Source organism: Serratia sp. 121840015-1 (genome assembly GCF_053627655.1).
Genome location: NZ_JBSEYF010000001.1, coordinates 1,461,846 through 1,484,124 on the forward strand (window position 1 = coordinate 1,461,846; position 22,279 = coordinate 1,484,124).

A 22,279-nucleotide genomic window follows, 5' to 3' on the forward strand; every position below is an offset into this window, starting at 1 on the left:
GCGGGCCGCCGGGGCGTTACTTTTTCACCACCAGGCCCACGCCGCGGCCGCGCGGATCGGACGCGGTTTCCGGCGTGCGGCCATCGATGCGGATAGCCTGAATGTCCCCCATGTTCCAGCCCTGATCTTCGAGGGTGTAGCCCATGGCTTTCAGCTCTTCCGCCGGTTTGCCGGTCAGCGGCGCAAAGCTGTCATAGTACAGGGTGTCCTTCGGCAACAGCTGATGGTGCACGCGCTGGGCGGCCACCGCCTGCGCCAGCGGCAGATGGTAATCGTAGAGGTTGTTGATCACCTGGAAGATCGACGTGAAGATGCGCGATCCGCCCGGCGTGCCGATCACCAGGCTGACCTCGCCGTCGCGGGTGATGATGGTCGGGCTCATCGAGGAGAGCATGCGCTTTCCCGGCTCGATGGCGTTGGCGTCGCTACCCACCACGCCGAAGGCATTGGCGACGCCGGGTTTGGCGCTGAAGTCGTCCATCTCGTCGTTGAGCAGGAAGCCGGCGCCTTTGACCACCACGCCGCTGCCGAAGTCCCAGTTGAGCGTATAGGTGTTGCTGACCGCATTGCCGGCGGCATCAACGATCGAGAAGTGGGTGGTTTGGTGGGCTTCCAGCCCTGGCCGCACCTGTTCGGTCGGCGAGATCGCCGTCGGGTTGATTTCGGCGGCGCGTTTTTGCAGGTAGTCGGGGGCGATCAGCTGTGCTTCCGGCACCTTAGTGAAATCCGGGTCGCCGAGGTAGTCGGCGCGATCGGCGAACACGCGCTTTTCGATTTCCGCCAGCAGGTGGATATAGCGCGCCGAGTTCAGCGGCACGCCCTTGAAGTCGGCGGCGCGATCTTCTTTTATCCCCAGCAGCTGCGCCAGCGCAATGCCGCCGGAGCTGGGCAGCGGGGCGGTATATACGGTGTTGCCGCGCCAGCTGATGCGCATCGGCTCACGCCATTTCACCCGATAGTCGGCCAAATCCGCCGCGCCGATCAGCCCGTTGTCGCGCTGCATTTGCGCCACCAGCAGGCGCGCGGTTTCGCCGTGATAAAAATCGTCGGCGCCCGACTTGGCGATGCGCTCGAGGGTGGCGGCCAGCTCCGGCTGTTTGAACACCGTGCCGGGCTTCATGGCGCCGAAATAGTCGCCAAAGTTGGTTTTACCGGCGAACAGCTTGTTGGCGTCTTCACGGTACTGATACTGCTGATCCGCCACGGTGAAACCTTGCCGGGCGTAGCCGATCGCCGGCGTCAGCAGTTCGGCCCACGGCAGCTTGCCGAAGCGCTTGTGGGCTTCCCACAGCCCCAGCACGGTGCCCGGCACGCCGGCGGCGCGGCTGCCCACCAGGCTGAGATTTTCGATCACTTCACCTTTCTCGTTCAGGTATAGGGTTTTGCTGGCGGCCTTGGGGGCCACTTCGCGGTAGTCGAGGAAATAGGGTTTGCCGTCGATATACAGCGTCATAAAGCCGCCGCCGCCGATATTGCCGGCTTCAGGGTAGGTGACCGCCAGGGTAAAGGCGGTGGCGACCGCCGCGTCGACCGCGTTGCCGCCGGCCTGCAGAATGTGCGCGGCGACTTTTGCGCCATACTGATCCGGGGCGGCGACCGCGCCGGCGGCCAGATCGGCGGCAAAGGCGGTGGGAACGGTGCAGGCCAGGGCCACGCTCAGAGCTATCGTTTTCAATAAACCGGCAGACATAGAAGATCCTTTTAGCGATTTTCAGTTATCAGGTGAATTCAACTAATTATTTTGAAACAGCAGGTTAGCGCGTTTTTTTCGGGCTGTTGCGGCGCTTTATTGAAGGTAGCAGTGGTCAGGCGGGGACGCCTGACCAGAGTAGCGAATCGTGACGTGGCGCGTTATGCGCCGGCGGGCAACGCCGACTGCAGCCATTGGCAGAAGTGCCGGGCGAGCGGGTTGTGTTCGCTGTCGCGGTGCAGCAGCCACGCCCAGTTGGCACCGCGCACGCGTTGCTCGGTTAACGGTTGCAGCAGCCCGGCGTCGCGCGCGTGCTGCGCCAGCAGTTGGCTGACCAACGCGATGCCGAGGCCATTGCAGGCGGCGTCCAGCAGCAGACCGGGATCGGAGAAGTTCAGCCCGCTATCGCGCTGGCCGACGTGCGCACCGCCCGCCACCGTCCAGTGGCTCCAGTCCATCTCCCGTTCGCCGTGCAGGGTCACGCGCTGCTCCGCCGCCAGCGCCAGCAGGCTGGGGTGGCAGGCGGGATAGAGCCGGTCGCTGCAGAGCACGTTAAAGCTGCAGTCCGCCTGCGCGCTGAGATCGTCGCGGATCGCCAGATCGATACTGTCCGTCGCCATATTCGGCGGTTCAAAGCTGGTGAACAACCACAGGTCGATCTGCGGATGCTGCCGATTGAAGTCGCCCAGCCGCGGCATCAGCCAGTGCCGGGCGAAAGCCGGAGTGGTGTTGACGATCAGCTGATTGGGTTTGCGGTACTGATCCAAACGGCGAATGCCGACCGCCAGCTGTTGCAGCATCACCTGCGCGGTGCTGAACAGATCGTGGCCGGCGTCGGTCAGCGCCACGCTGCGACCGGTGCGGAAGAACAGCGGCTGCTCCAGAAACGCTTCGAGGCTGCGGATCTGCTGGCTGATGGCCGATTGGGTAAGGTGCAGCTCTTCGGCAGCCTGATGAAAACTGCCCAGGCGCGCTGCCGCTTCGAAGCCGCGTAGCGCGCTCAAGGGGGGCCAGTGTTTTAACATTATCGATAAGCCTGTCTAATCAGATATCCACTAAATATATCGTTTGTCGCGGTGGCAGGGGAAGACTAGCATAAGATTCAACCGCATAACCATGATTTATTCGGTTAACTTTTTGAATTATAAATGATTAAAAGAGGTCTTTAATGTCAACTCGCCGCGTGTTTATTAAACAGCTTTCCGCCGTCGCCGGAGTCGGTCTGACGGCCTCGCTGGGTGTTTCGTTACACGGTCACGCAGAAGCTGCGCTTAATCCGGCCTGGCGGATGCCTGAAGAAGGGGAACCGCAGCAGCGGGCATTTCTCGCTTTCGGCGCGCAGCGGGCCATCTGGGGCGAATTCACGGCGGATGTGCAGGCGGCGCAGGGCCGTATCGCCCGCGCCATCGCCGAGTTTCAGCCGGTGACGGTATTTTGCCGCGAGCATGAACGGCAATTGGCCGAGGCCACCTGCGGCAGTCACAACGTCAGCTATGTCGTCACCGAGCTGGATGACATCTGGGTGCGCGATTTCGGCGCCAATTTCGTCGTCAACGGCGCCGGCGAACTCGGAGCTGTGGATTTCAACTTCAACGGCTGGGGCAATAAGCAGCGGCATGCCAAGGATGCGCGCCTGGCGGCGTTTGCCGCCAACCGCTACGGTGCCGCCCAACTGCGCCGCAGCGCACTGATAGGCGAAGGCGGCGGTATCGAAGTGGACGGGCACGGCACCGGCATCATGACCGAAAGCAGCTGGGTGAATGCGAACCGTAATCCGGGCTGGAGCCGGGACCGGGTGGAGCAGGAGCTGAAAGCGATGCTCGGCCTGCGCAAAATTATCTGGCTGCCGGGTATTAAAGGCCGGGACATCACCGACGCCCACGTCGATTTTTACGCCCGCTTCGTGCGGCCGGGCGTGGTGGTGGCCAATTTGGACACCGATCCGGCCTCTTATGACCATGCGGTTACCCAGCAACATCTGGCGATCCTCAAGGCGGCGACCGACGCTGACGGCCGCCGGCTGCAGGTGCATACGCTTTCGCCGCCGCTGGCGTCGCGCGACAGCCGATTCAGCCGCAACAATCCGGATTTTGCGGCGGGCTACATCAACTATTTCGTCATCAACGGGGCGGTGATCGCCCCGGAGTTTGGCGACCCGCAGGCGGACCGGGCGGCGCTTGAGCTGCTGACGGCGCTCTATCCGCAGCGCAAGGTGGTGCAGCTGGAGATCGACGCCATCGCGGCCGGCGGCGGCGGCATTCACTGCGCAACCAACCAACTGCCGGTGCATGGCAGGTCACGCTGAATAGGGCGCTTCGCGCTCGGTGGCTAACGCGCCGGGCCGATGCCGTAACGCAGCAGGGCGACGGCGTGGCGGGCGATATCTTCGGCGTTCAGCTGGCCTTTATCCCGTTCGCGCCGCCATTTCGGCGCGGTGGCCAGCGGCAGCAACGTGATGCCGAACAGCGTGAAGAACAGCAGGGAAGGCTCGAGATCGGGGTTGAGTTTACCCTGCGCCTGCCAGCGCGTGATGGATTGTAGCGCGATTTGGCGGCGCTCATCGCCGAACCGTTCATCCATGCGCTGTTTCAGCACGCCGCTTTCACTCATGACCTCCCGCAGCCACAGCGGGGCGAACCAGGGGTGTTCCAACGCGATGTCGATAAAACGTTGCGCCAGCAGGGTGAAGGCGGTGACGGGATCGTCCGCGTTGGCGTCGAACACCTCGCCGGCCATTTTGCGCACCGGCAGAAAGCGCTCCTCGATCAGTACGTCCAGCAGCTGATCGCGGTTATGAAAGTAGTAGTGCAGCATGGCCGGGGTGACGTTTGCCTCGCGCGCAATGGCGTTCAACGAGGTGTCTACGATCCCCTGGCGGGCAAACAGGTTCAGCGCGGTATCAAGCAAATGCTCGCGTTTGTCCGCCCCTTTGGCGCCGCCGCTCGGCCGGCCGGGGCGGCGAGGCTTGGCGGGAGTTTGAACGTTTCGTGCTGTCATCGCGGTGAGATCCATTGACCGGAGAAAAGGATGACTCATATATTAATTATGTGATTAATTAATTACAAGTGAACTGACTCCGATGGAGATTGAAAACCCGACAACCCGGCCCGATCACGGCGGGGCGCCAGCCAAGGCGCCTTCGCTCACGTTGCTGTTTTCCGCGTTGCTGCTGGTGATGCTGCTGGCGGCGCTGGATCAAACCATTGTCTCCACCGCGCTGCCGACCATCGTCGGCGAGTTTGGTGGGCTTGAGAAACTGTCGTGGGTGGTGACGGCCTATCTGCTGTCTTCCACTATCGTAGCGCCGCTGTACGGCAAATTCGGCGATCTCTTCGGCCGCAAGATTGTGCTGCAAATCGCTATTGTACTGTTTTTGCTTGGGTCGGTACTGTGTGGGCTGGCGCAAAACATGACGCAGCTGATTCTGATGCGCGCGCTGCAAGGGTTGGGCGGCGGCGGGCTGTTGGTGGTCACCCTGGCGGTGGTCGGCGACGTGATCCCGCCGGCGGAACGCGGCCGTTATCAGGGGCTGTTCGGCGGGGTATTCGGCTTGGCCACGGTGGTGGGGCCGCTGATCGGCGGCCTGCTGGTGCAGCATTTTTCCTGGCGCTGGATTTTCTACATCAATCTGCCGCTGGGCCTGTTCGCCCTGCTGGTGATTGGCGCGGTGTTTCAGTCGCAGGTCAATCGAGTGCGGCATGAAATCGACTTCCTCGGCGCCGGTTATCTGGCGATGGCGCTCACCTGCATCATCCTGTTCACCAGCCAGGGCGGCACGGTCATGGCCTGGTCGGACGGCCAGCTGTGGTGCATTCTGGCCTTTGGCCTGGTGTCGCTGGGCGGCTTTATCTATGAGGAACGGCTGGCCGGTGAACCGATCATTCCCCTTGGGCTGTTTCGCAACCGCACCTTTGTGCTGTGCGGCCTGATCGGCTTTATCGTCGGCATGTCGCTGTTCGGCTCCGTGACTTTCCTGCCGCTGTATCTGCAGGTGGTGAAAGGCTCGACGCCATCGCAGGCCGGGATGCAGCTGCTGCCGTTGATGGGCGGCATTATGGTCAGCTCGATCATCAGCGGCCGGATCATCAGCAAACGCGGTAAATACCGGCTGTTTCCGATCGTCGGCACCCTGTGCGCATTAGGGGCGATGACGTTGCTCGGCACCCTGACCAATAACACGCCGGTGCAGCATCTGTACCTGTACATTTGCCTGCTGGGGTTGGGGCTGGGCATGGTGATGCAAGTGATGATCCTGGCGGCGCAGAACAGCGTGGAGCCCCGGCATATGGGGGTCGCGACCTCGAGCGCCACGCTGTTCCGCTCTATCGGCGGTTCGATAGGCGTAGCGGTGTTCGGGGCGATTTTCACGCAGGTGCTGCACACCCGTTTGGCGGCGCTGTTGCCGGAAGGCGCGCAGCTGCCGCGCGCGCTCGGTGCAGAAGCGGTGCACCATCTGCCGGCGGCGCTGCAGCAGGATTACCTGCAGGCCTTCGGCGGGGCGATCCATTCGGTGTATCAAATTGCCGCTGGGGTGATGGCGTTGGCTTTTGCGCTGACCTGGCTCTTGAAAGACGTGCCGCTGCGGCACAAATAATCCCGACGCCGGCCGCTCCGGCCGGTTCTTCCCGACGAACTTTTACCGAATCCTTACGCAACCCTTTCAGAAGCGCATTCCGGCATTCGATATATTGAGAATAGTCATTCTCAACAGGATCGTATTGCAATGCAGAGGAAAACGCTTTTGGTGCTTGGGCTGTCGCTGTTGCTGGCCGCCTGCGATGGGCAAAACGCCGGTGCGCCAGCCGGCGCGGGCGCAGAACAGGAGGTCGGCGTGGTCACGCTGCGCGGCCAGTCAGTGACCCTGAGCAGCGAGCTGACCGGCCGGGTCAACGCCACCATGACCTCCGACGTGCGGCCGCAGGTCGACGGGATTATCAAGCAGCGGCTGTTTACCGAAGGGGCCGAGGTCAAGGCCGGGCAGGTATTGTATCAAATCGACCCTGCCAGCTATCAGGCCAGCTACGATCAGGCCGCCGCCCAGCTGAAAAACGCCCAGGCCACGGTGCAATCCACCCGGCTCAAATCGCAGCGCTATGCGGCGCTGGTGAAAGAGAACGGCGTTTCTCAACAGGATGCGGACGATGCCAAAGCCGCCTATCTGGCGGCCGTGGCGTCGGTGGCCCAGTATCAGGCGGCGCTGGAGACGGCGCGCATTAACCTCGCTTATACCCAGGTGCGGGCGCCGATCGCCGGGCGTATCGGCATCTCGTCGGTGACGCCGGGCGCGCTGGTCACCGCCAGCCAGAGCGATGCGTTAGCCACCATCCGCGCGCTCGACCCGATCTATGTCGATCTGACCCAGTCCAGCGCCCAGCTGCTTAAACTGCGGCGCCAGCAGGCGGCGTTACAGCGCGGCGCGGTCACGCCGGTCGCCATCAAGCTGGAGGACGGTACGCCTTATGCCCATGCCGGCAAGCTCGAGCTGACCGAAGTCGCGGTGGACGAAGCCACCGGTTCGGTCACGCTGCGCGCGGTGTTCCCCAACCCCGAACATGAGCTGCTGCCCGGCATGTATGTCCACGCCACGGTGGATAACGGCGTCGATCCCAAAGCGATTCTGGCGCCGCAGCAGGGCATAACCCGCAACGCCAAAGGGGAAGCCACCGCGTTGGTGGTGGACGAAAAGAACAAAGTGGCGCAGCGCACCGTCAGCGCCGAACGGGTGGTGGGCAGCAATTGGCTGATCGGCAGCGGGCTGAACGAAGGCGATCGCCTGATCGTCGAAGGCACCAGCAAGGTCACGATCGGCGCCGCGGTGAAGCCGGTTGAGGTTTCGGTCGACAAAAACCAACGCGGGGAGCAGTGATATGGCGCAGTTCTTTATCCGGCGGCCGGTATTCGCCTGGGTGATCGCCATCATCATCATGCTGTGCGGCCTGATGTCGATCAACTCGTTGCCCGTTTCGCAGTACCCGGACGTCTCACCGCCGCAGATTTCCATCTCCGCCACCTACCCGGGCGCAGACGCGGAAACGCTGGAAAACAGCGTCACGCAGGTGATTGAGCAGCAGCTCACCGGCCTGGACGGCCTGCTGTATTTTTCTTCGACCAGCAGCTCCAGCGGCTCGGTCAGTATCAACGTCACCTTTGATCAGGGCACCGATCCGGATATCGCTCAGGTGCAGGTGCAAAACAAGGTGCAGCAGGCGGAAAGCCGTTTGCCGAGCGCGGTTACCGCGCAGGGCGTGACGGTCAAGAAATCCCAGAGCAGCTTCCTGCTGATCGTCGGGCTGTATGACGAAAGCGACAAGGCGACGATGGCCGATATCTCCGACTATCTGGTCAGCAACCTGCAGGATCCGCTGTCGCGCATCGAGGGCGTGGGGGACGTGCAGGTGTTCGGCTCGGAATATGCGATGCGTATCTGGCTGGATCCGACCAAGCTGGCGAGCTATGCGTTGATGCCTTCCGACGTGCAGACGGCGATCGAAGCGCAAAACACCCAGGTGTCCGCCGGCAAGGTAGGCGATCTGCCGGCCGCCGCCGATCAGCAGCTGACCGCCACGGTAAAGGCGCAGTCGCGGCTGCAAACGCCGGAACAGTTTCGCAATATCATCCTGAAAAGCGACAGCAGCGGCGCGCTGGTGCGGCTGGGCGACGTGGCGCGAATTGAGCTGGGCAACGAGGACTACTCCGCCAGCGCACACCTCAACGGCCACCCGGCGGCGGGGATCGCGGTCAAGCTGGCGGCGGGCGCCAACGCCCTCAACACCGCCAAGCTGGTGAAGGCCAAGGTGGCGGAATACCAAAGTGCGATGCCGCAGGGCTACAAGGTGGCCTACCCGAAAGACAGCACCGACTTTATCAATATCTCGATCGAGGAGGTGGTGAAAACGCTGTTCGAAGCGGTGGCGTTAGTGGTGGTGGTGATGTTCGTGTTCCTGCAAAACCTGCGCACCACGCTGATCCCGACCATCACCGTGCCGGTAGTGTTGCTGGGCACCTTCGGCGTGCTGGCGGCGTTCGGCTATTCAATCAATACCCTGACGCTGTTCGGCATGGTGTTGGCGATCGGGTTGTTGGTGGACGACGCCATCGTGGTGGTGGAAAACGTCGAACGCGTGATGCGGGAGGATAAGCTGCCGCCGCGCGAGGCGACGGAGAAATCGATGCGCGAAATCACCGGCGCATTGGTCGGCATCGCGCTGGTGCTGTCGGCGGTATTTCTGCCGATGGCGTTCTTCGGCGGCTCCACCGGGGTGATCTATCGCCAATTTTCGATCACCGTCGTCTCCTCGATGGTGCTGTCGGTGGTGCTGGCGTTGACGCTGGCGCCGGCATTGTGCGCCACGTTGCTGAAGCCCGCGCACGACGCGCAGACCGACAAGGGCTTGCTGGGCAAATTCAACCGCGGCTATGACCGGCTGCAGGAGAAGTACGCCGACAAGGTCGGTGGGGTAATCCACCGGCCGACGCGCTATCTGCTGCTGTACGGCCTGCTGTTGATCGCCGCGGCCGTGATGTACCTGCGCTTGCCGACCGGCTTTCTGCCCAACGAGGATCAGGGCACGGTGATGGTGCAGTACACCTTGCCGGCAGGCGCCACCAACGCGCGCACCTCGGCGGTGAGCGAGGCGGTGACCGCCTATTTCCTCGACCAGGAAAAGGCCAACGTCAGCACCATTTTCACCATCAACGGTTTCGGCTTCAGCGGCAGCGGGCAAAACGCCGGCATGGCGTTCGTCAGCCTCAAAGACTGGAGCCAGCGCAGCGGCAGCGCGAACACCGCCGACGCCATCGCCAAACGCGCCATGGCGCACTTCGCCTCGCTGCGCGACGCCCAGGTCTTCTCCATGAGCCCACCGGCGATCGACGGTTTCGGCCAGTCCGACGGCTTCACCTTCGAGCTACAGGCCAAAGGGGCGACCACCCGCGCCGAGCTGCAGGCGATGCGCGACCAGATCGTTGCCGCCGCCGGCAACAACCCGGCACTGCTGGCGGTGCGCGCCAACACCTTACCGGACACCCCGCAGCTGCAGGTGGAGATCGACAACGGCAAGCTGCAGGCGCTCGGCCTGAGCGCCGCCGACGTCAACAGCACCCTCAGCAGCGCGTTCGGCAGCACCTATATCAACGACTTTATCGATCGCAACCGGGTGAAAAAAGTCTATATGCAGGGCGATGTGCAGTACCGCGCCAAGCCGGAAGATCTCGACCGCTGGTTTGTGCGCGGCACCAACGCGTCGGGCGCCAGCAGCATGACGCCGTTCTCCGCCTTTGCGTCTTCGCACTGGATCTACGGGCCGGAAAATCTGTCGCGCTATAACGGGCTGTCGTCGTTCGAGATCACCGGGCAGGGCGCCGCTGGCGTCAGCTCCGGTACGGCGATGAGCGAGATGGAGAAACTGGCGGCAACATTCTCCGCCGGCAGCAGCTATTCCTGGAGCGGGCTGTCCTATCAGGAGCGGCTGACCAGCGGCCAGGCGTCGTCGCTGTACGCCATTTCGCTCATCGTGGTGTTCCTGTGCCTGGCGGCGCTGTATGAGAGCTGGTCGATTCCGTTCGCGGTGATGTTGGTGGTGCCGATGGGCGTGGTGGGATCGCTGCTGGCGATCACGCTACGCGGGCTGGAAAACGACATCTACTTCCAGGTGGCGCTGCTCACCATCATCGGCCTGTCGGCGAAGAACGCCATTCTGATCGTCGAGTTCGCCGAGGAGATGCATCAGCGGGGTGAAACGCTGATTGCCGCGGCGGTCCACGCGGCGCGCATGCGCCTGCGGCCGATCCTGATGACCTCGCTGGCGTTTACCGCCGGGGTGCTGCCGCTGGCGGTATCCAGCGGCGCCGGCGCCAACAGCCGCATCGCCATCGGTACCGGCATCATCGGCGGCACCATCACCGCCACCGCATTGGCCATCTTTTTCGTCCCGCTGTTTTATGTGTTGGTGCGCCGCATGTTTACCCGTCGGCCCGCCAACCCGCCGTCACAGGCAGGAGAATAACGTGTTGCAACGAGTCATGATGTTAACTTTACCGCTGCTGCTGACCGGCTGTCTGTCGCTGGATCCGCACTACCAGCGCCCGGCGGCGCCGGTGCCCGCCAACCTGCCGCAGGGCGAGGCCGGCGGCAACCAGGCGCTGAGCTACCCGGACGTCGCCTGGCGTGACTATGTCCAGGACGCCCGGCTGCGCCAGGTGGTGGCGCTGGGGCTGAACAGCAGCCGCGATCTGCACGAGGCGATCGCCAATATCGCGTCGGCGCGCGCCCTGTACGGCGAGCAGCGCTCGGCGCTGTTCCCGACAATCAATGCCACCGCCGACGGCAGCCGCGGGCGGGCGCTGACCGGCAGCGGCAACGCCACCGCGCTGAGCCAAAGCTACGAAGCCGCGGCCGGCGTCAGCGCATTCGAGTGGGATCTGTTCGGCAAGAACGCCAGCCTGTCGCGCGCGGCGTTCGAAACCTATCTGGCGAACTCGGAGGCGGCGAAAAGCACCCGTCTGACGCTGATCGCCGATATCGTCACCGACTGGGTGGCGGTGGCGGCCGAGCGCAGCAATCTGGCGGTGGCGCAGCAGACGATGGCGAGCGCCAAACGGTCGCTGGACGTCACGCGCAACAATCAGCAGCACGGGATTGCGTCGCTGGTTGACGTGGCGTCGGCGGAAACCGTCTATCAGCAGGCGCGATCGGACGCCGCCAGCTACGCCACCAGCGCCGCGCAGGCGAAAAACGCGCTGGATTTGGCGGTAGGGCAAAGCGTGCCGGAAAACCTGCTGCCGAGCGGTATCGAGGCGCTGGGCGGGATCATGCGCGATCTGCCGGCCGGCGTCTCTTCGCAAGTGTTGCTGAAGCGGCCGGACGTGCTGCAGGCCGAGCATAACCTGAAATCCGCCAACGCCAATATCGGCTCGGCGCGGGCGGCGTTCTTCCCGTCGATCAGCCTGACCGCCAGCGGCGGCGTGGGCAGCGGTGAACTCTCCTCGTTGTTCAGCCACGGCGCCGGCGTCTGGTCGTTCGCACCGAGCATCAGCCTGCCGATCTTCAGCGGCGGCTATAACACGGCTCAGCTCAACTACACCCAGGCGCAGAAAGACCTGTATGTCGCCACCTATGAGAAAGCGGTGCAGACGGCATTTCAGGAAACCGCCGACGCGCTGGCGCGCAAAGCCACGCTGAAGGAACAGCTGGCGGCGCAAACCGGCTATGTGGCGGCGGCGCAACAATATTATCGCCTGGCCGAGCTGCGTTACCGCCAGGGCGTGGACAGCTACCTGACGCTGCTGGACGCGCAGCGCACGCTGTACACGGCGCAACAGGCGCTGATCGCCGCGCAGCAGACCGCGTACGACAATCAGGCCACCCTGTATAAAGTGTTGGGCGGCGGCGTTACCGCCGAGCGGCAGGGGGATGGCGTCATCGCCGACCAGACGACGCTCAGCCGCTAACCGTCGACCGCGCGCGCCAGGCATTTGGCTGCGCGCGGTTTTTTTATGGAAAGTGTAAAGAAACAGAAAACCCGGCCGGCGGCCAGAACTCGCCGCGGTGAGCAGAGTCAGACAGAGAACCGCATTCATCTTTTATTCATACCGGCTCGAGGTTGTCATGGCAGAAGACATTCAGCAACAGGTCATCGCGCTTATCGCCGCCTTCAACGCATCAGGGCGGCTGAAGAAGGGCGTGGCCATCACCCCGGAAACCGAGATCAACACCGCGCTCAACCTGTCGTTCAGCGATTCCAATACGCTGATGCGCCGCTACTTCGATACCTTCGGCGTCGACAGCGGCAACTACAACCACGAACTGTATTTCCAGCCGCCGACCAACACCGGGCGCTGGTTTTCCCCCTCCGCGTGCAAAGAGCATCCCCGGCCGCTGTGCGTGTCGATGCTGGTGCGTTCCGCGCGCGCCAAGCGCTGGCTGTACGACATCCACTTCCTGATCGAACAGCTCCGCTAGCGCTGCGTTACTGCTCCAACACCTCGGCGAACTTCGCCAGCCACTGCGGATGCGCCGGCCAGGCCGGGGCGGTGACCAGATTGCCGTCGACGTGCGCCTGATCGATGCCGATCTCCGCATAATGCCCGCCGCCCAGCCGCACTTCCGGCGCGCAGGCCGGGTAGGCGCTGCAGGTGCGGCCTTTCAACACCCCGGCCGCCGCCAGCAGCTGCGGGCCGTGGCAAACGGCGGCGATCGGTTTTTTCGCGGCGTCAAACGCCTGCACCAGCGCGATCACGTCGGGGTTCAGACGCAGGTATTCCGGCGCCCGGCCGCCGGGGATCAAGAGCGCATCGTAGTGCTCTTCCTTGGCGGTGGCGAAGTCGGCATTTAAGGTAAAACGGTGGCCGGGTTTCTCGCTGTAGGTCTGCGCCCCGTCAAAGTCGTGAATTGCGGTCTGGATATAATCGCCGACGGCTTTGCCGGGGCACACGGCGTCCACCCAATGGCCGATCATCTGCAATGCCTGAAACGGCACCATGGTTTCGTAATCTTCGGCGTAGTCGCCGACCAGCATCAGGATCTTTTTCTTGCTCATGATCACAACTCCTGCGGGATAGGGATTGCCTAAGGTATAGCCCAGCGCCCCTGGGAATGCGAACCGCAAAGCGCCTATCTATACTCGTGATACTGCGGCGCTTTTCTCGCCGCTCAACCCCAGGGAGGATCCCCGATGCTGAATCTGGCTACCTTGCTTGAAGAGAGTGCGCGCACCTGGCCGGAGCGGCCGGCGGTGATACAGGACGACAACCCGCTCAGCTATCGGGCGCTTAACGACATGGCCAATCGGGTGGCGAATTTGTTGGCCGCGCGCGGCGTGCGGCCCGGTGAACGGGTGGCGCTGGCCTGCCCGAACCGGCCAGAGTTTCCGGCTATCTATTACGGCATTCTCAAAAGCGGCGCGGTGGTGGTGCCGCTGAATATTCTGCTTAAAAGCGCAGAGTTCGACTATTACCTGGCGGATTCGGCGGCGGTGGCGCTGTTTTGTTTCGAGGGCAGCAGCGGCCTGCCGCTGGGGGAGGAAGCGCTGCGGGCGGCGGCGAAGGCGGAGCAGTGCCGTGAGGTGTTTATCATCGGCGATCGGTTGCCGCTCGAGGGGGAGCGTTTCAGCGCGGCAATAGCCGAACAGGCTACCGAATTCGCTTCGGCGACGACGCTCGAAAGCGACACCGCGGTGGTGCTGTATACCAGCGGCACCACCGGCCGCGCCAAAGGGGCGGAGTTGACTCACGCCAATCTGGTGCTCAACGCCTTGGGATCGGTACGGCTGTTCGACGGTTCGGAGACGGCCCCCGATCGTCACCTGGTGACCTTGCCGCTGTTTCATACTTTTGGTTCGACGGTGCAGATGAACGCCGGGTTCGCTTCCGCCGCCACTCTGGTGCTGGTCGAGCGCTTCGACGCCGCGCAGGCCATCGCGCTGATGCAACGGCACGGCATCACCTTCTTCGCCGGGGTGCCGACCATGTATTGGGCGCTGTTGAATGCGCTGGATGAGCACACGGATATCGAAAGCTTGCGTAGCACGCTGCGTATGGCGGTGTCCGGCGGCGCCAGCCTGCCGGTGCAGATCCTGGAGGATTTCTCGCGCCGCTTCGGCGTCAACATTCTCGAAGGGTATGGGCTGTCGGAGACCAGCCCGGTCGCCACCTTTAACCATCCCCATCGGGTAACCAAACCCGGCTCCATCGGCCAACCGATCTGGGGCGTGGAGGTGCGCCTGCTCGACGCCACCGGGCAGCCGGTCGACGGCATCGACCAGGTCGGGGAGATCGCGGTGCGCGGTTACAACATCATGAAAGGCTATCTGAACCGCCCTGAGGCGACGGCGGAGGTGCTGGAAAACGGCTGGTTCCGCACCGGTGACCTGGCGCGCCGCGACGCCGACGGCTTCTATTTCATCGTCGATCGGGCCAAGGACATGATCATCCGCGGCGGATTCAACGTCTATCCGCGCGAGATTGAAGAGGCGCTGATTCGCCATCCGGCGGTGTCGTTGGTGGCGGTGATCGGCGTCGAGCATCCGTCGCTGGGCGAAGAGATCAAAGCGGTGGTGGTGTTGAAAGAGACGGAAGAGCCGATCGAGGAGGAAACGCTGATTGCCTGGAGCCGGGAGCGGCTGGCGGCGTACAAGTATCCGCGTATCGTCGAGTTCGTCGAGCGTTTGCCGATGACCAGTACCGGTAAGGTGTTGAAGCGCTGTTTGCGCTGAGGAAAATCCGGCCTGCCGGGGCAGGCCGGGATACGGGCATCAACCTGGGTAGATGCCGCGCTCTTTACGTGCGGTCAGGATGCGCTCACAGGCCACGATGTAAGCCGCGGTGCGCAGGCTGCACTCTTTCTCGGCCGCCTTGTTCCAGACGTGGACCATGGCGTCGGTCATGATCTTGTCCATACGCTCGTTGATCTCGGACTCGCTCCAGAAGTAGCTCGCCATGTCCTGCACCCACTCGAAGTAACTGACCGTTACGCCGCCGGCGTTACAGATAACGTCCGGGACCACGGTGATGTTACGGGAACGCAGAATGTCGTCCGCTTCTGGGAAGGTTGGGCCGTTAGCGCCTTCCAGCACCAGCTTGGCGCTGAGGATTTCGGCGCGCTGACGGGTGATTTGGCCTTCCAGCGCCGCAGGGATCAGGATGTCCATGTCGACCGACCAGAACGCTTCGCTTTCGATCTCGCTGGCGCCAGGGAAGCCGGCGATCTGCTTGTGCTTGGCCTGGTATTCGGTCAGCGCGGTCAGGTCGATGCCGTTGGCGTTGAACAGGGTGGCGGAGTGGTCCTGGATGGTGACGACGCGCGCGCCGACGCCAACGAACAGGCGAGCCGCTTCGCTGCCCACGTTACCGAAGCCTTGTACCGCCACTTTGGCGCCTTCGATCTGCACGCCCAGACGCTTGGCCACTTCGCTGCCGGTGACGAACACGCCGCGGCCGGTCGCTTTCTCACGGCCCAGGGAGCCGCCGAGGTGGATTGGTTTGCCGGTGACCACGCCGGTGATGGTGGTGCCGTGGTTCATGGAGTAGGTGTCCATCATCCAGGCCATTACTTTGGCGTTGGTGCCGACGTCCGGCGCAGGAATGTCTTTCTGTGGCCCGATGATGAAGCCGATTTCGCTGGTGTAGCGGCGGGTCAGTCGCTCCAGTTCACCTTCAGACAGTTTGAACGGGTCGACGCGGATGCCGCCCTTGGCGCCGCCGTACGGCAGGTTGACCGCGGCACACTTGATGGTCATCCAGGCGGACAGGGCCATCACTTCGTTCAGATCGACGTCAGGGTGGAAGCGGATACCGCCTTTGCCCGGCCCACGCGACAGGTTGTGCTGTACGCGGAAACCTTCGAAGTGACGGATGGTGCCATCGTCCATCTGCAGCGGGATATCGACAATCAAAGCGCGCTTAGGGTGACGCAGCGTATCAACCCAGCGTGACAGCTCGCCGAGGTAAGGGGCGACGCGATCGATTTGTTGCAGATATGTAGCCCAAGCGGTGGTGCTGCTGTCTGAAGCGTAGGATAGCTTTTCCATAACCAACCTTTATATATTAGAGGTATTTATTTCGTTTAACCGTGGATTAGCAAGCGCATAACACTTTGCGACGCTAAATTTACCACTAATTATGCCGGTTGTTAGCCCCCCTCTCATCGGGCCAGCGGACGGTTTTTCGCCGCCTGCAGGGCGGCAAATGAATAGTTAATTACTTTTCATCGACGCTGAGCATGTGCACGTATACTTTATGCATATAAAGCGCATAAAAACCCTTTTTATCTATTTTTCAGAAGCTTGAATGTGATCAAAAAGTTTCATTTTATTTAACTGCTATGTTGACAATGGCGTTTCCCCTCGGCAGCGTTAAAATCCTGTTAAAACGCCGTCTGCGGCCGTGTTTTTATCGTGCAAAGAGAAGCCTAATCCGAGGCTGTTTTAATGTGTTGCGGCCGTCGAGGCAGGGTCTGATAAATGTGCTCACCTGAAACGGACGGGTGACCGCGAGCGGCCACCCGTTCAGGTTTTGCCAATCAGCGCTAAAGAAGACCGCGCCGCCGTGGCGTGGTCATCCGGCACGCATTACGCGCCGGTATGCTGATAGCGTTTTAATTCCACCGGCTCAGCGCCGATACTCGCCAGATATTCTTTGACGGACGCCGGCGCGGAAGCCCGCGTAAATTGGTAGATGTTTTCATCCGCATCCAACAGCGTCTCCCATTTTACAATGTTCACCCAGCGAGGTTCATTGTCTACGCTGATGCCTGAGTCACGCGAAATGAACCCGTTCTGGTTTGAGATAAATTCCTCTTCTACACGCTTGTCCAATACGGCAAACGCTTCAGGGCTGAGTGAGGCCGGCAGTTTAAAACTTGAAACTTCAATAATGTAGCCGTTGGCGGAACAGTCCGCCCTGGATTCATGGTTCATAGTAAAAGTCCTTTAAATTAAATTGCTTATACAACTCAAATTAAGCTGCATCCTTATTGCAGTACTGCAAGTTAAATTTATTCTCGATGCCAGAAGGAAATAGTTAGGAATAGTCCGAATTAGCTTTTTTATTTATGCAAAAGCTGATGATTTTAATGGGATTTTTCTTGGATAAAGGAGTCCGCTAATCAATTCGCGATCGGCATGAAGTGAATAATTCAATAAAGGGGGTGTGGATTAATGTCATTGGAAAAGGTGCGGCTTTTAAATAACAAAACGGCATGTGAATAAAGTGACTTTAAATATTTCCCTTTCCTCTTTCGCCTGGCGGGAGGTATTTTTCCGACGACCGGCAATGGCCAATTCTGATCCCGGGTGTGAACACTAAGGGCGTTTGCAGCGCCGCCGTCGGCGCAGGGGGCGCAAACGCCATCCGCTCGGCAAGCGGCGGCAACTGCGGTATGCTAAGCGGCTGAACAGCAAACCAAACCGGGCTATACGGAGACACCCCAGCGTGCCGAACTCTTCTTCTCAACTCGAACTTTTGCGCTCGGTCGCCGACGGCATCGCGGCGCTGTTTTTCCCGAATGCGGAAGTGGTGATCCACGATCTGGCCACCAACAAGATTGCTTATCTGGCGAACAACCTGTCGAAGCGCAAACCGGGTGACGACGCCGGGCTGGACGACTTCGAGCTCGCCGGCGGCGCCGGCGTGACCGGCCCCTATGAGAAGCTGAACTGGGACGGCAAAAAGATGCGCTCGGTGAGCATCGCCGCGCGCGACGAGCAGGGCAAGCCCAGCTATCTGCTGTGCATCAACCTGAGCACCGCGATGTTCGAGGACGCCCGCAACGCGCTGGACATGTTCCTGTCGGTCACCCGGCTGCAGCCGCAGCCGCAAGCGCTGTTCAAAGATGACTGGCAGGAGAAGATCAACACCTTCCTGCACGACTGGCTGCGGCGCGAAAACGCCGCGCTCGGTGCGCTGAGCCGCGAACAGAAACGGCGGCTGGTCAGCGATCTCTATCATCAGGGGGCGTTCAAGGCCAAAAGCGCCGCCGACTACATCGCCAACGTGCTGTCGATGGGGCGCGCCACGGTGTACAAGCATTTGCGGGAACTGAAGCAGGAGTAAAGGCGGCGGGAAAGGCGGAAGAAATGGGCGGCGCTGGCCGCCCATTTTTGTTACCAGCGGTAGTTGACCGAAGCGATGATGCTGCGGCCGCTGCCGTAGAAGCAGGCGTACTCGCCGCTGCAGGATGAAACGTATTTCTTGTCCGTCAGGTTCTGTACGTTGAGCTGAAGCGCTGCACCGCGCAGCGCCGACGAGGCCTGGCCGAGGTCATATTTCACCATTGCGTCGTACAGCGTGTAGTGCGGCACATCGTACTGGCCGATGGCGTCGGCCGGCGCATCGCCGATGTAACGCACGCCGCTGCCGACGGTCAGGCCGTTCAGCGCGCCGCTCAGGAAGCTGTAGCTGCCCCAGGCGGACGCCGCGTGGCGCGGGATGCCCGCCGGGCTGTGGCCGATTTCGTCCGCCGAGTTGGAGTCTTTGGTCACCACGTCGGTGTAGGTATAGGCGGCGGTCAGCTTGATCTCTGGCGTTGGCTGAGCGTGCACTTCCGCCTCAATCCCTTTGGATTTCACCTCGCCGATCTGCTCGTAGGCGGAGGTGAGGCGGTTATAGGACGCCACATTGCGCTGGGTAATGTCGAACCAGGAGAGGGTCAGCAGGGTGTTGCCGCCCGGGATCTGGTACTTCACGCCCACCTCGGTTTGTTTGCCGGTGGTCGGCTTGAGCGGATCGGCGCCCGGCGCGCTCGGGTACAGGTTAGGATCGAACGAGGTGCTGTAGCTGACATACGGTGAAATGCCGTTGTCGAAGGCGTAAAGCAGGCCCGCGCGGCCGGTAAACTGGGCATCGTTGTAGGTCTGCTCTTTACCGCCGCTGGTGCGATCGCGGGTGTTGACCTGCGACCAGTCCTGACGGCCGGACAGCAGCAGGTTCCAGTTATTCCACTCCAGCTGGTCCTGCAGATACACCCCGACCTGATTCAGCGTCTTCAAGTCGCTGGAAGCCAGCGCCAGCGTGCTGCCATCGATGCTGGGGCGAACCGGGTTGGCCCAGTCGATCGGATAGTCGTTGCCGCGATCGCGATACATCTTCGAATCGATATGGCTGTAGCGGTAATCCAGCCCGCCCAGCACCGTGTGCTTCACCTCGCCGGTGTCGAACAACCCCTTCAGCTGGTTATCCACGCCAAACTCGTTGGTCATCTGCGTTTCATGCTGCGCCATGCGGGTGACGGTGTGGTCGTTGACCTTCGAGTTTACGTTATAAACCAGATATTTATAGTCTTCATCGCGGTGGGTGAAGCGCAGGTTCTGGGTGAACGACAGCGCATCGCTGAAGTTATGCTCGAGGCTGTAGCCGATCGACGCCTGCTCGCGCCGCGACTTGTTGAAGCTGGGTTCGCTGATGTTGAAGTCGTAGGGCACATAGCCCGCGCTGGTCGGGAACAGCGTGCCGGCGCGCGGCAGGAAGTTGCGCGATCCGGCTTTCGGATCGTTCTGGTAGCTGGTCAGCAGCGTAAAGCTGGTGTCTTCGTTCGGCAGCCAGGTGAAGGCCGGCGCGATGGCCACCCGTTGCTGCTTGCTGTCTTTGACAAACTCATGTTCGGTTCTGGCGATGCCGTTCAGGCGGTAGAACAGGGTATTGTCGTCGTTGAGCTTGCCGCCGAAATCGAACGCCGTTTCCGCCAGATGGCGGTTGCCGGTGCTGAATTTGACTTCGTGAATGCTTTGGGCGGTGGGGCGCTTGCTGGTCATCACCACCACGCCGCCGGGGCTGACCTGGCCGTACAACACGCCGGCCGGGCCGTGCACCATCTCCACGCGCTCCAGCAGCCAGGGATCGATCTGCCCGGCGCCGCCGTTTTGGCTCGAAAGGCCAAAGTGCAGGCCGTCGAGCAGCTTGGGCGCATAGCGGAAGCCGCGGCTGATCACTTCGTCATTGCGGTTGGAGTTGCCGCGGTAGGTGGTGATTACCCCGCTGGTGTAGTTCAGCGCGTCGGCGACCGACGCCGGCTCCTGGTCGTTCATCTGCTCGCGCGTGACCACCGAGATGGACTGCGGCGTTTTACGCAGAGAGGCGGCGGTCTTGGTGCCGGCGGCGCTCTCTTTGGCGACGATCCCTTTGACCGGGGCGGTCACGCTGTTTTGCGCGTCGGCGGTCACCAGAATCGTCTCGTCCGCGGCGGCGGACACGTGTGGCGCGAAGGGCAGTAAGGCCAGCGCCGATCCTAGCAACAGACGCTTGGCGGACATCGCCTCCGCGTTCGCGTTTTCTATCCCTTTGTTTTTAATCTTCATTATCTCTCCTGCATACCTGCTTTCGTGTGTCATGCCACCCTGATAAACCCCGAAATGCCGACAAGCGCTCTTCACCCGTCGACGCGGAAACGCCGTGTGTGCACGACGGTAAAAATCCGACAAATAGTATTGAAAATGATAATGAGTATCAATACGATTGTCAGGTTTTGTAAAAATCACTCATGTTATGTAAGGGGCGCTATGGAGTTTTTGCCGGAAAAGAGGCCAGAAAACGGTCATGAGGGATTGGCGGCGCAATGGCTGCGTGAAGAGGCGGCAGGGCAGCCCGCGTGGTGGCAGAAAGTCGCCTCACAAGGCTCGCCCATCGTCGAGCCGCACGATGACAGCCACGTCAAAATGACCTGGCTGTGGCGCGATCCCGCCGGCGATGAACGGCACTCGCCGATATGCCGCGTTTACGCCGATATCAACGGCATTACCGATCATCACAGCACGTCCCCCAGCAGCCTGACCAGGCTCCCCGGCACCGACGTTTGGTACGGCGCCGCCGTTATCGATCGCCGCTGGCGCGGCAGCTACAGCCTGATCCCCATCACAAAGCGAGATCTTCCCCCCGTCTTCAGCGGCGACGACACGTTGCGCGATCGCCAGCAGCGCGCCTGGTGGGTATCGCTGTTCCCGCTGGCGATCGCCGATCCGCTGAATCGCCTTTCGCTGGGGCCTTCGCATCGCCCGCGCCCGGTTTCCCTGGCGCAAGGGCCGGATGCCGACGACCAAAGCGCCTGGCAGGCCGCCGATCGGCGATTGGACGAGGCGCGGCTACAGCTTTTTCAGTGGCGCAGCGAACGTCTGGATAACCAGCGGCGCGTTTGGCTGTATGCCAGCGGCGACGCGGCGGTGAAAGCGAACCGCCCGTTGGTGCTATTGCTCGATGGCCAAAACTGGATCGAAAGGCACGCGCTGTTGCCGGTGATCGAGCACGAAACTGCAAAAGGGTGGCTGCCGCCCGCGTGCTGGCTGCTGATCGATGCGATCGACGGTGAACACCGGGAAAACGAGCTGCCCTGCAACGCCGCCTTCTGGCAGGCAATCATCGAAGAGCTGCTGCCGCAGGCGCAGAAGCGCGAAGCGTTCAGTGAGGAAGGGGCGCGCACCGTCGTCGCCGGCCAAAGCTACGGCGGGCTGGCGGCGTTATATGCCGGTGTGCACTGGCCGGAACGCTTCGGCCGCGTGCTGAGCCAGTCCGGCTCCTTCTGGTGGCCCACGGTGCAATTCGTTACCCAGTTCGAAAAACGCCACGAACTGGAGGAAGGCTGGCTGATACGCCAGGTTCGGCAACGCGACGCGGCGGCGCCCACGCTCACCGTGATTCAGCAAGCCGGCGATCGGGAGGCGGACATCGAATTCGTTAATCGCCAGATGCACCAGGCGCTGACGGCGGCGGGGCACCGCGCCGAATACCGCGTGTTTTCCGGCGGGCACGATGCGCTCTGCTGGCGCGGCGGCCTGGTGGACGGCGTGCGCCAGCTGCTTTCCGCGATGGAATAACCCACACATTTTGACAGACAGGTAATGCAAATGACTCAGGAACAACAAAACCCGTTCGATGACGAAAGCCTCCGTTTCACCGTTTTGGTCAACGCGCAGCAGCAGTATTCGCTGTGGCCGCAGTTTGCCGAGACGCCGCAGGGGTGGCGCGTGCTGATGGGGCCAGCGTCGCGCGGCGAATGCATCGACTACATCGAAACGCACTGGCAGGACATGCGGCCGGCGGCGCTGAAAGCGGCGGATGCGGCGCGTTAAGCGCCAGGCAGCCACATCGATACATTCCGTTTGAGGA

The 22,279-nt window shown here is 61.9% G+C and carries 17 protein-coding genes; 10 read left to right on the plus strand and 7 right to left on the minus strand.

Going from position 1 to position 22,279, the window contains the following annotated elements:
• Positions 1 to 16: 16 nt before the first annotated feature.
• Both ggt and ACUXAC_RS07035 read right to left on the minus strand, forming a co-directional pair.
• Positions 17 to 1,690 carry a gamma-glutamyltransferase gene (gene ggt, locus ACUXAC_RS07030; RefSeq protein ID WP_308342603.1) on the minus strand — a complete coding sequence of 558 codons (1,674 nt, stop codon included), beginning with the start codon at positions 1,688 to 1,690 and terminating at the stop codon, positions 17 to 19.
• Between the two features lie 161 nt (positions 1,691 to 1,851).
• The gene (locus tag ACUXAC_RS07035) at positions 1,852 to 2,715 is read right to left on the minus strand and encodes a LysR substrate-binding domain-containing protein (RefSeq protein WP_169318440.1); all 864 of its coding nucleotides are present in this window, start codon (positions 2,713 to 2,715) and stop codon (positions 1,852 to 1,854) included.
• A 143-nt stretch (positions 2,716 to 2,858) separates the two neighbouring features.
• Here ACUXAC_RS07035 and ACUXAC_RS07040 point away from each other — a divergent pair, with 143 nt between their 5' ends.
• Positions 2,859 to 3,995 (plus strand): agmatine deiminase family protein, encoded by a 1,137-nt coding sequence (locus ACUXAC_RS07040; protein ID WP_308342604.1) that lies wholly within the window; start codon positions 2,859 to 2,861, stop codon positions 3,993 to 3,995.
• A 23-nt stretch (positions 3,996 to 4,018) separates the two neighbouring features.
• On the opposite strand, the gene ACUXAC_RS07045 is transcribed toward ACUXAC_RS07040, so the two are convergent.
• Positions 4,019 to 4,687, minus strand: coding sequence for a TetR/AcrR family transcriptional regulator (locus ACUXAC_RS07045; protein ID WP_230201666.1), 669 nt, complete (start codon positions 4,685 to 4,687; stop codon positions 4,019 to 4,021).
• An 82-nt stretch (positions 4,688 to 4,769) separates the two neighbouring features.
• Between ACUXAC_RS07045 and ACUXAC_RS07050 the strand changes: the two genes are divergently transcribed.
• From ACUXAC_RS07050 to ACUXAC_RS07070, 5 genes are all read left to right on the plus strand, one after another.
• Positions 4,770 to 6,284 carry an MDR family MFS transporter gene (locus tag ACUXAC_RS07050; RefSeq protein ID WP_319856999.1) on the plus strand — a complete coding sequence of 505 codons (1,515 nt, stop codon included), beginning with the start codon at positions 4,770 to 4,772 and terminating at the stop codon, positions 6,282 to 6,284.
• Positions 6,285 to 6,413: 129 nt separating this feature from the next.
• The gene (locus ACUXAC_RS07055) at positions 6,414 to 7,556 is read left to right on the plus strand and encodes an efflux RND transporter periplasmic adaptor subunit (RefSeq protein ID WP_319856998.1); all 1,143 of its coding nucleotides are present in this window, start codon (positions 6,414 to 6,416) and stop codon (positions 7,554 to 7,556) included.
• Between the two features lies 1 nt (position 7,557).
• The gene (locus ACUXAC_RS07060; protein ID WP_421115027.1) at positions 7,558 to 10,695 is read left to right on the plus strand and encodes an efflux RND transporter permease subunit; all 3,138 of its coding nucleotides are present in this window, start codon (positions 7,558 to 7,560) and stop codon (positions 10,693 to 10,695) included.
• A 1-nt stretch (position 10,696) separates the two neighbouring features.
• Entirely contained in the window at positions 10,697 to 12,139 is a 1,443-nt protein-coding gene (locus tag ACUXAC_RS07065; protein ID WP_421115028.1) for an efflux transporter outer membrane subunit, read from the plus strand.
• A gap of 157 nt (positions 12,140 to 12,296) precedes the next feature.
• Positions 12,297 to 12,650, plus strand: coding sequence for a DUF1493 family protein (locus ACUXAC_RS07070; RefSeq protein WP_049200624.1), 354 nt, complete (start codon positions 12,297 to 12,299; stop codon positions 12,648 to 12,650).
• Between the two features lie 7 nt (positions 12,651 to 12,657).
• Here the strand turns inward: ACUXAC_RS07070 and ACUXAC_RS07075 are convergent, their stop codons facing one another.
• A complete protein-coding gene (locus tag ACUXAC_RS07075; protein ID WP_087762802.1) occupies positions 12,658 to 13,227 on the minus strand; it encodes a DJ-1/PfpI family protein in 570 nt (189 codons plus the stop codon).
• Positions 13,228 to 13,362: 135 nt separating this feature from the next.
• Between ACUXAC_RS07075 and ACUXAC_RS07080 the strand changes: the two genes are divergently transcribed.
• Positions 13,363 to 14,901: a long-chain-fatty-acid--CoA ligase gene (locus ACUXAC_RS07080; protein WP_197847670.1), complete on the plus strand. Its 1,539-nt coding sequence runs from the start codon at positions 13,363 to 13,365 to the stop codon at positions 14,899 to 14,901.
• A 39-nt stretch (positions 14,902 to 14,940) separates the two neighbouring features.
• Here ACUXAC_RS07080 and ACUXAC_RS07085 read toward each other — a convergent pair whose 3' ends face one another.
• Both ACUXAC_RS07085 and ACUXAC_RS07090 read right to left on the minus strand, forming a co-directional pair.
• Positions 14,941 to 16,215 carry a Glu/Leu/Phe/Val family dehydrogenase gene (locus tag ACUXAC_RS07085; protein WP_060418845.1) on the minus strand — a complete coding sequence of 425 codons (1,275 nt, stop codon included), beginning with the start codon at positions 16,213 to 16,215 and terminating at the stop codon, positions 14,941 to 14,943.
• Positions 16,216 to 16,755: 540 nt separating this feature from the next.
• Positions 16,756 to 17,103, minus strand: a complete 348-nt coding sequence (locus tag ACUXAC_RS07090; protein WP_060418847.1) for an antibiotic biosynthesis monooxygenase family protein — start codon at positions 17,101 to 17,103, stop codon at positions 16,756 to 16,758.
• Between the two features lie 514 nt (positions 17,104 to 17,617).
• Here ACUXAC_RS07090 and ACUXAC_RS07095 point away from each other — a divergent pair.
• The gene (locus ACUXAC_RS07095) at positions 17,618 to 18,238 is read left to right on the plus strand and encodes a helix-turn-helix transcriptional regulator (RefSeq protein ID WP_060418849.1); all 621 of its coding nucleotides are present in this window, start codon (positions 17,618 to 17,620) and stop codon (positions 18,236 to 18,238) included.
• 50 nt (positions 18,239 to 18,288) lie between these two features.
• Here the strand turns inward: ACUXAC_RS07095 and ACUXAC_RS07100 are convergent, their stop codons facing one another.
• Positions 18,289 to 20,478, minus strand: a complete 2,190-nt coding sequence (locus ACUXAC_RS07100) for a TonB-dependent siderophore receptor (protein WP_421115029.1) — start codon at positions 20,476 to 20,478, stop codon at positions 18,289 to 18,291.
• A 201-nt stretch (positions 20,479 to 20,679) separates the two neighbouring features.
• Here ACUXAC_RS07100 and fes point away from each other — a divergent pair, with 201 nt between their 5' ends.
• Both fes and ACUXAC_RS07110 read left to right on the plus strand, forming a co-directional pair.
• On the plus strand, positions 20,680 to 21,987 hold the full coding sequence (gene fes, locus ACUXAC_RS07105) for an enterochelin esterase (RefSeq protein WP_454266572.1): 1,308 nt from the start codon (positions 20,680 to 20,682) through the stop codon (positions 21,985 to 21,987).
• 30 nt (positions 21,988 to 22,017) lie between these two features.
• Positions 22,018 to 22,242 (plus strand): MbtH family protein, encoded by a 225-nt coding sequence (locus tag ACUXAC_RS07110; protein WP_060419694.1) that lies wholly within the window; start codon positions 22,018 to 22,020, stop codon positions 22,240 to 22,242.
• Positions 22,243 to 22,279: the final 37 nt, after the last annotated feature.

What these genes read in the sequence shown, in the direction of transcription:
- ggt (WP_308342603.1), bottom strand. Translation starts at nt 1,690, where the DNA reads ATGTCTGCCGGTTTATTGAAAACGATAGCTCTGAGCGTGGCCCTGGCC.
- ACUXAC_RS07035 (WP_169318440.1), bottom strand. Translation starts at nt 2,715, where the DNA reads ATGTTAAAACACTGGCCCCCCTTGAGCGCGCTACGCGGCTTCGAAGCG.
- ACUXAC_RS07040 (WP_308342604.1), top strand. Translation starts at nt 2,859, where the DNA reads ATGTCAACTCGCCGCGTGTTTATTAAACAGCTTTCCGCCGTCGCCGGA.
- ACUXAC_RS07045 (WP_230201666.1), bottom strand. Translation starts at nt 4,687, where the DNA reads ATGACAGCACGAAACGTTCAAACTCCCGCCAAGCCTCGCCGCCCCGGC.
- ACUXAC_RS07050 (WP_319856999.1), top strand. Translation starts at nt 4,770, where the DNA reads ATGGAGATTGAAAACCCGACAACCCGGCCCGATCACGGCGGGGCGCCA.
- ACUXAC_RS07055 (WP_319856998.1), top strand. Translation starts at nt 6,414, where the DNA reads ATGCAGAGGAAAACGCTTTTGGTGCTTGGGCTGTCGCTGTTGCTGGCC.
- ACUXAC_RS07060 (WP_421115027.1), top strand. Translation starts at nt 7,558, where the DNA reads ATGGCGCAGTTCTTTATCCGGCGGCCGGTATTCGCCTGGGTGATCGCC.
- ACUXAC_RS07070 (WP_049200624.1), top strand. Translation starts at nt 12,297, where the DNA reads ATGGCAGAAGACATTCAGCAACAGGTCATCGCGCTTATCGCCGCCTTC.
- ACUXAC_RS07075 (WP_087762802.1), bottom strand. Translation starts at nt 13,227, where the DNA reads ATGAGCAAGAAAAAGATCCTGATGCTGGTCGGCGACTACGCCGAAGAT.
- ACUXAC_RS07080 (WP_197847670.1), top strand. Translation starts at nt 13,363, where the DNA reads ATGCTGAATCTGGCTACCTTGCTTGAAGAGAGTGCGCGCACCTGGCCG.
- ACUXAC_RS07085 (WP_060418845.1), bottom strand. Translation starts at nt 16,215, where the DNA reads ATGGAAAAGCTATCCTACGCTTCAGACAGCAGCACCACCGCTTGGGCT.
- ACUXAC_RS07090 (WP_060418847.1), bottom strand. Translation starts at nt 17,103, where the DNA reads ATGAACCATGAATCCAGGGCGGACTGTTCCGCCAACGGCTACATTATT.
- ACUXAC_RS07100 (WP_421115029.1), bottom strand. Translation starts at nt 20,478, where the DNA reads ATGAAGATTAAAAACAAAGGGATAGAAAACGCGAACGCGGAGGCGATG.
- fes (WP_454266572.1), top strand. Translation starts at nt 20,680, where the DNA reads ATGGAGTTTTTGCCGGAAAAGAGGCCAGAAAACGGTCATGAGGGATTG.
- ACUXAC_RS07110 (WP_060419694.1), top strand. Translation starts at nt 22,018, where the DNA reads ATGACTCAGGAACAACAAAACCCGTTCGATGACGAAAGCCTCCGTTTC.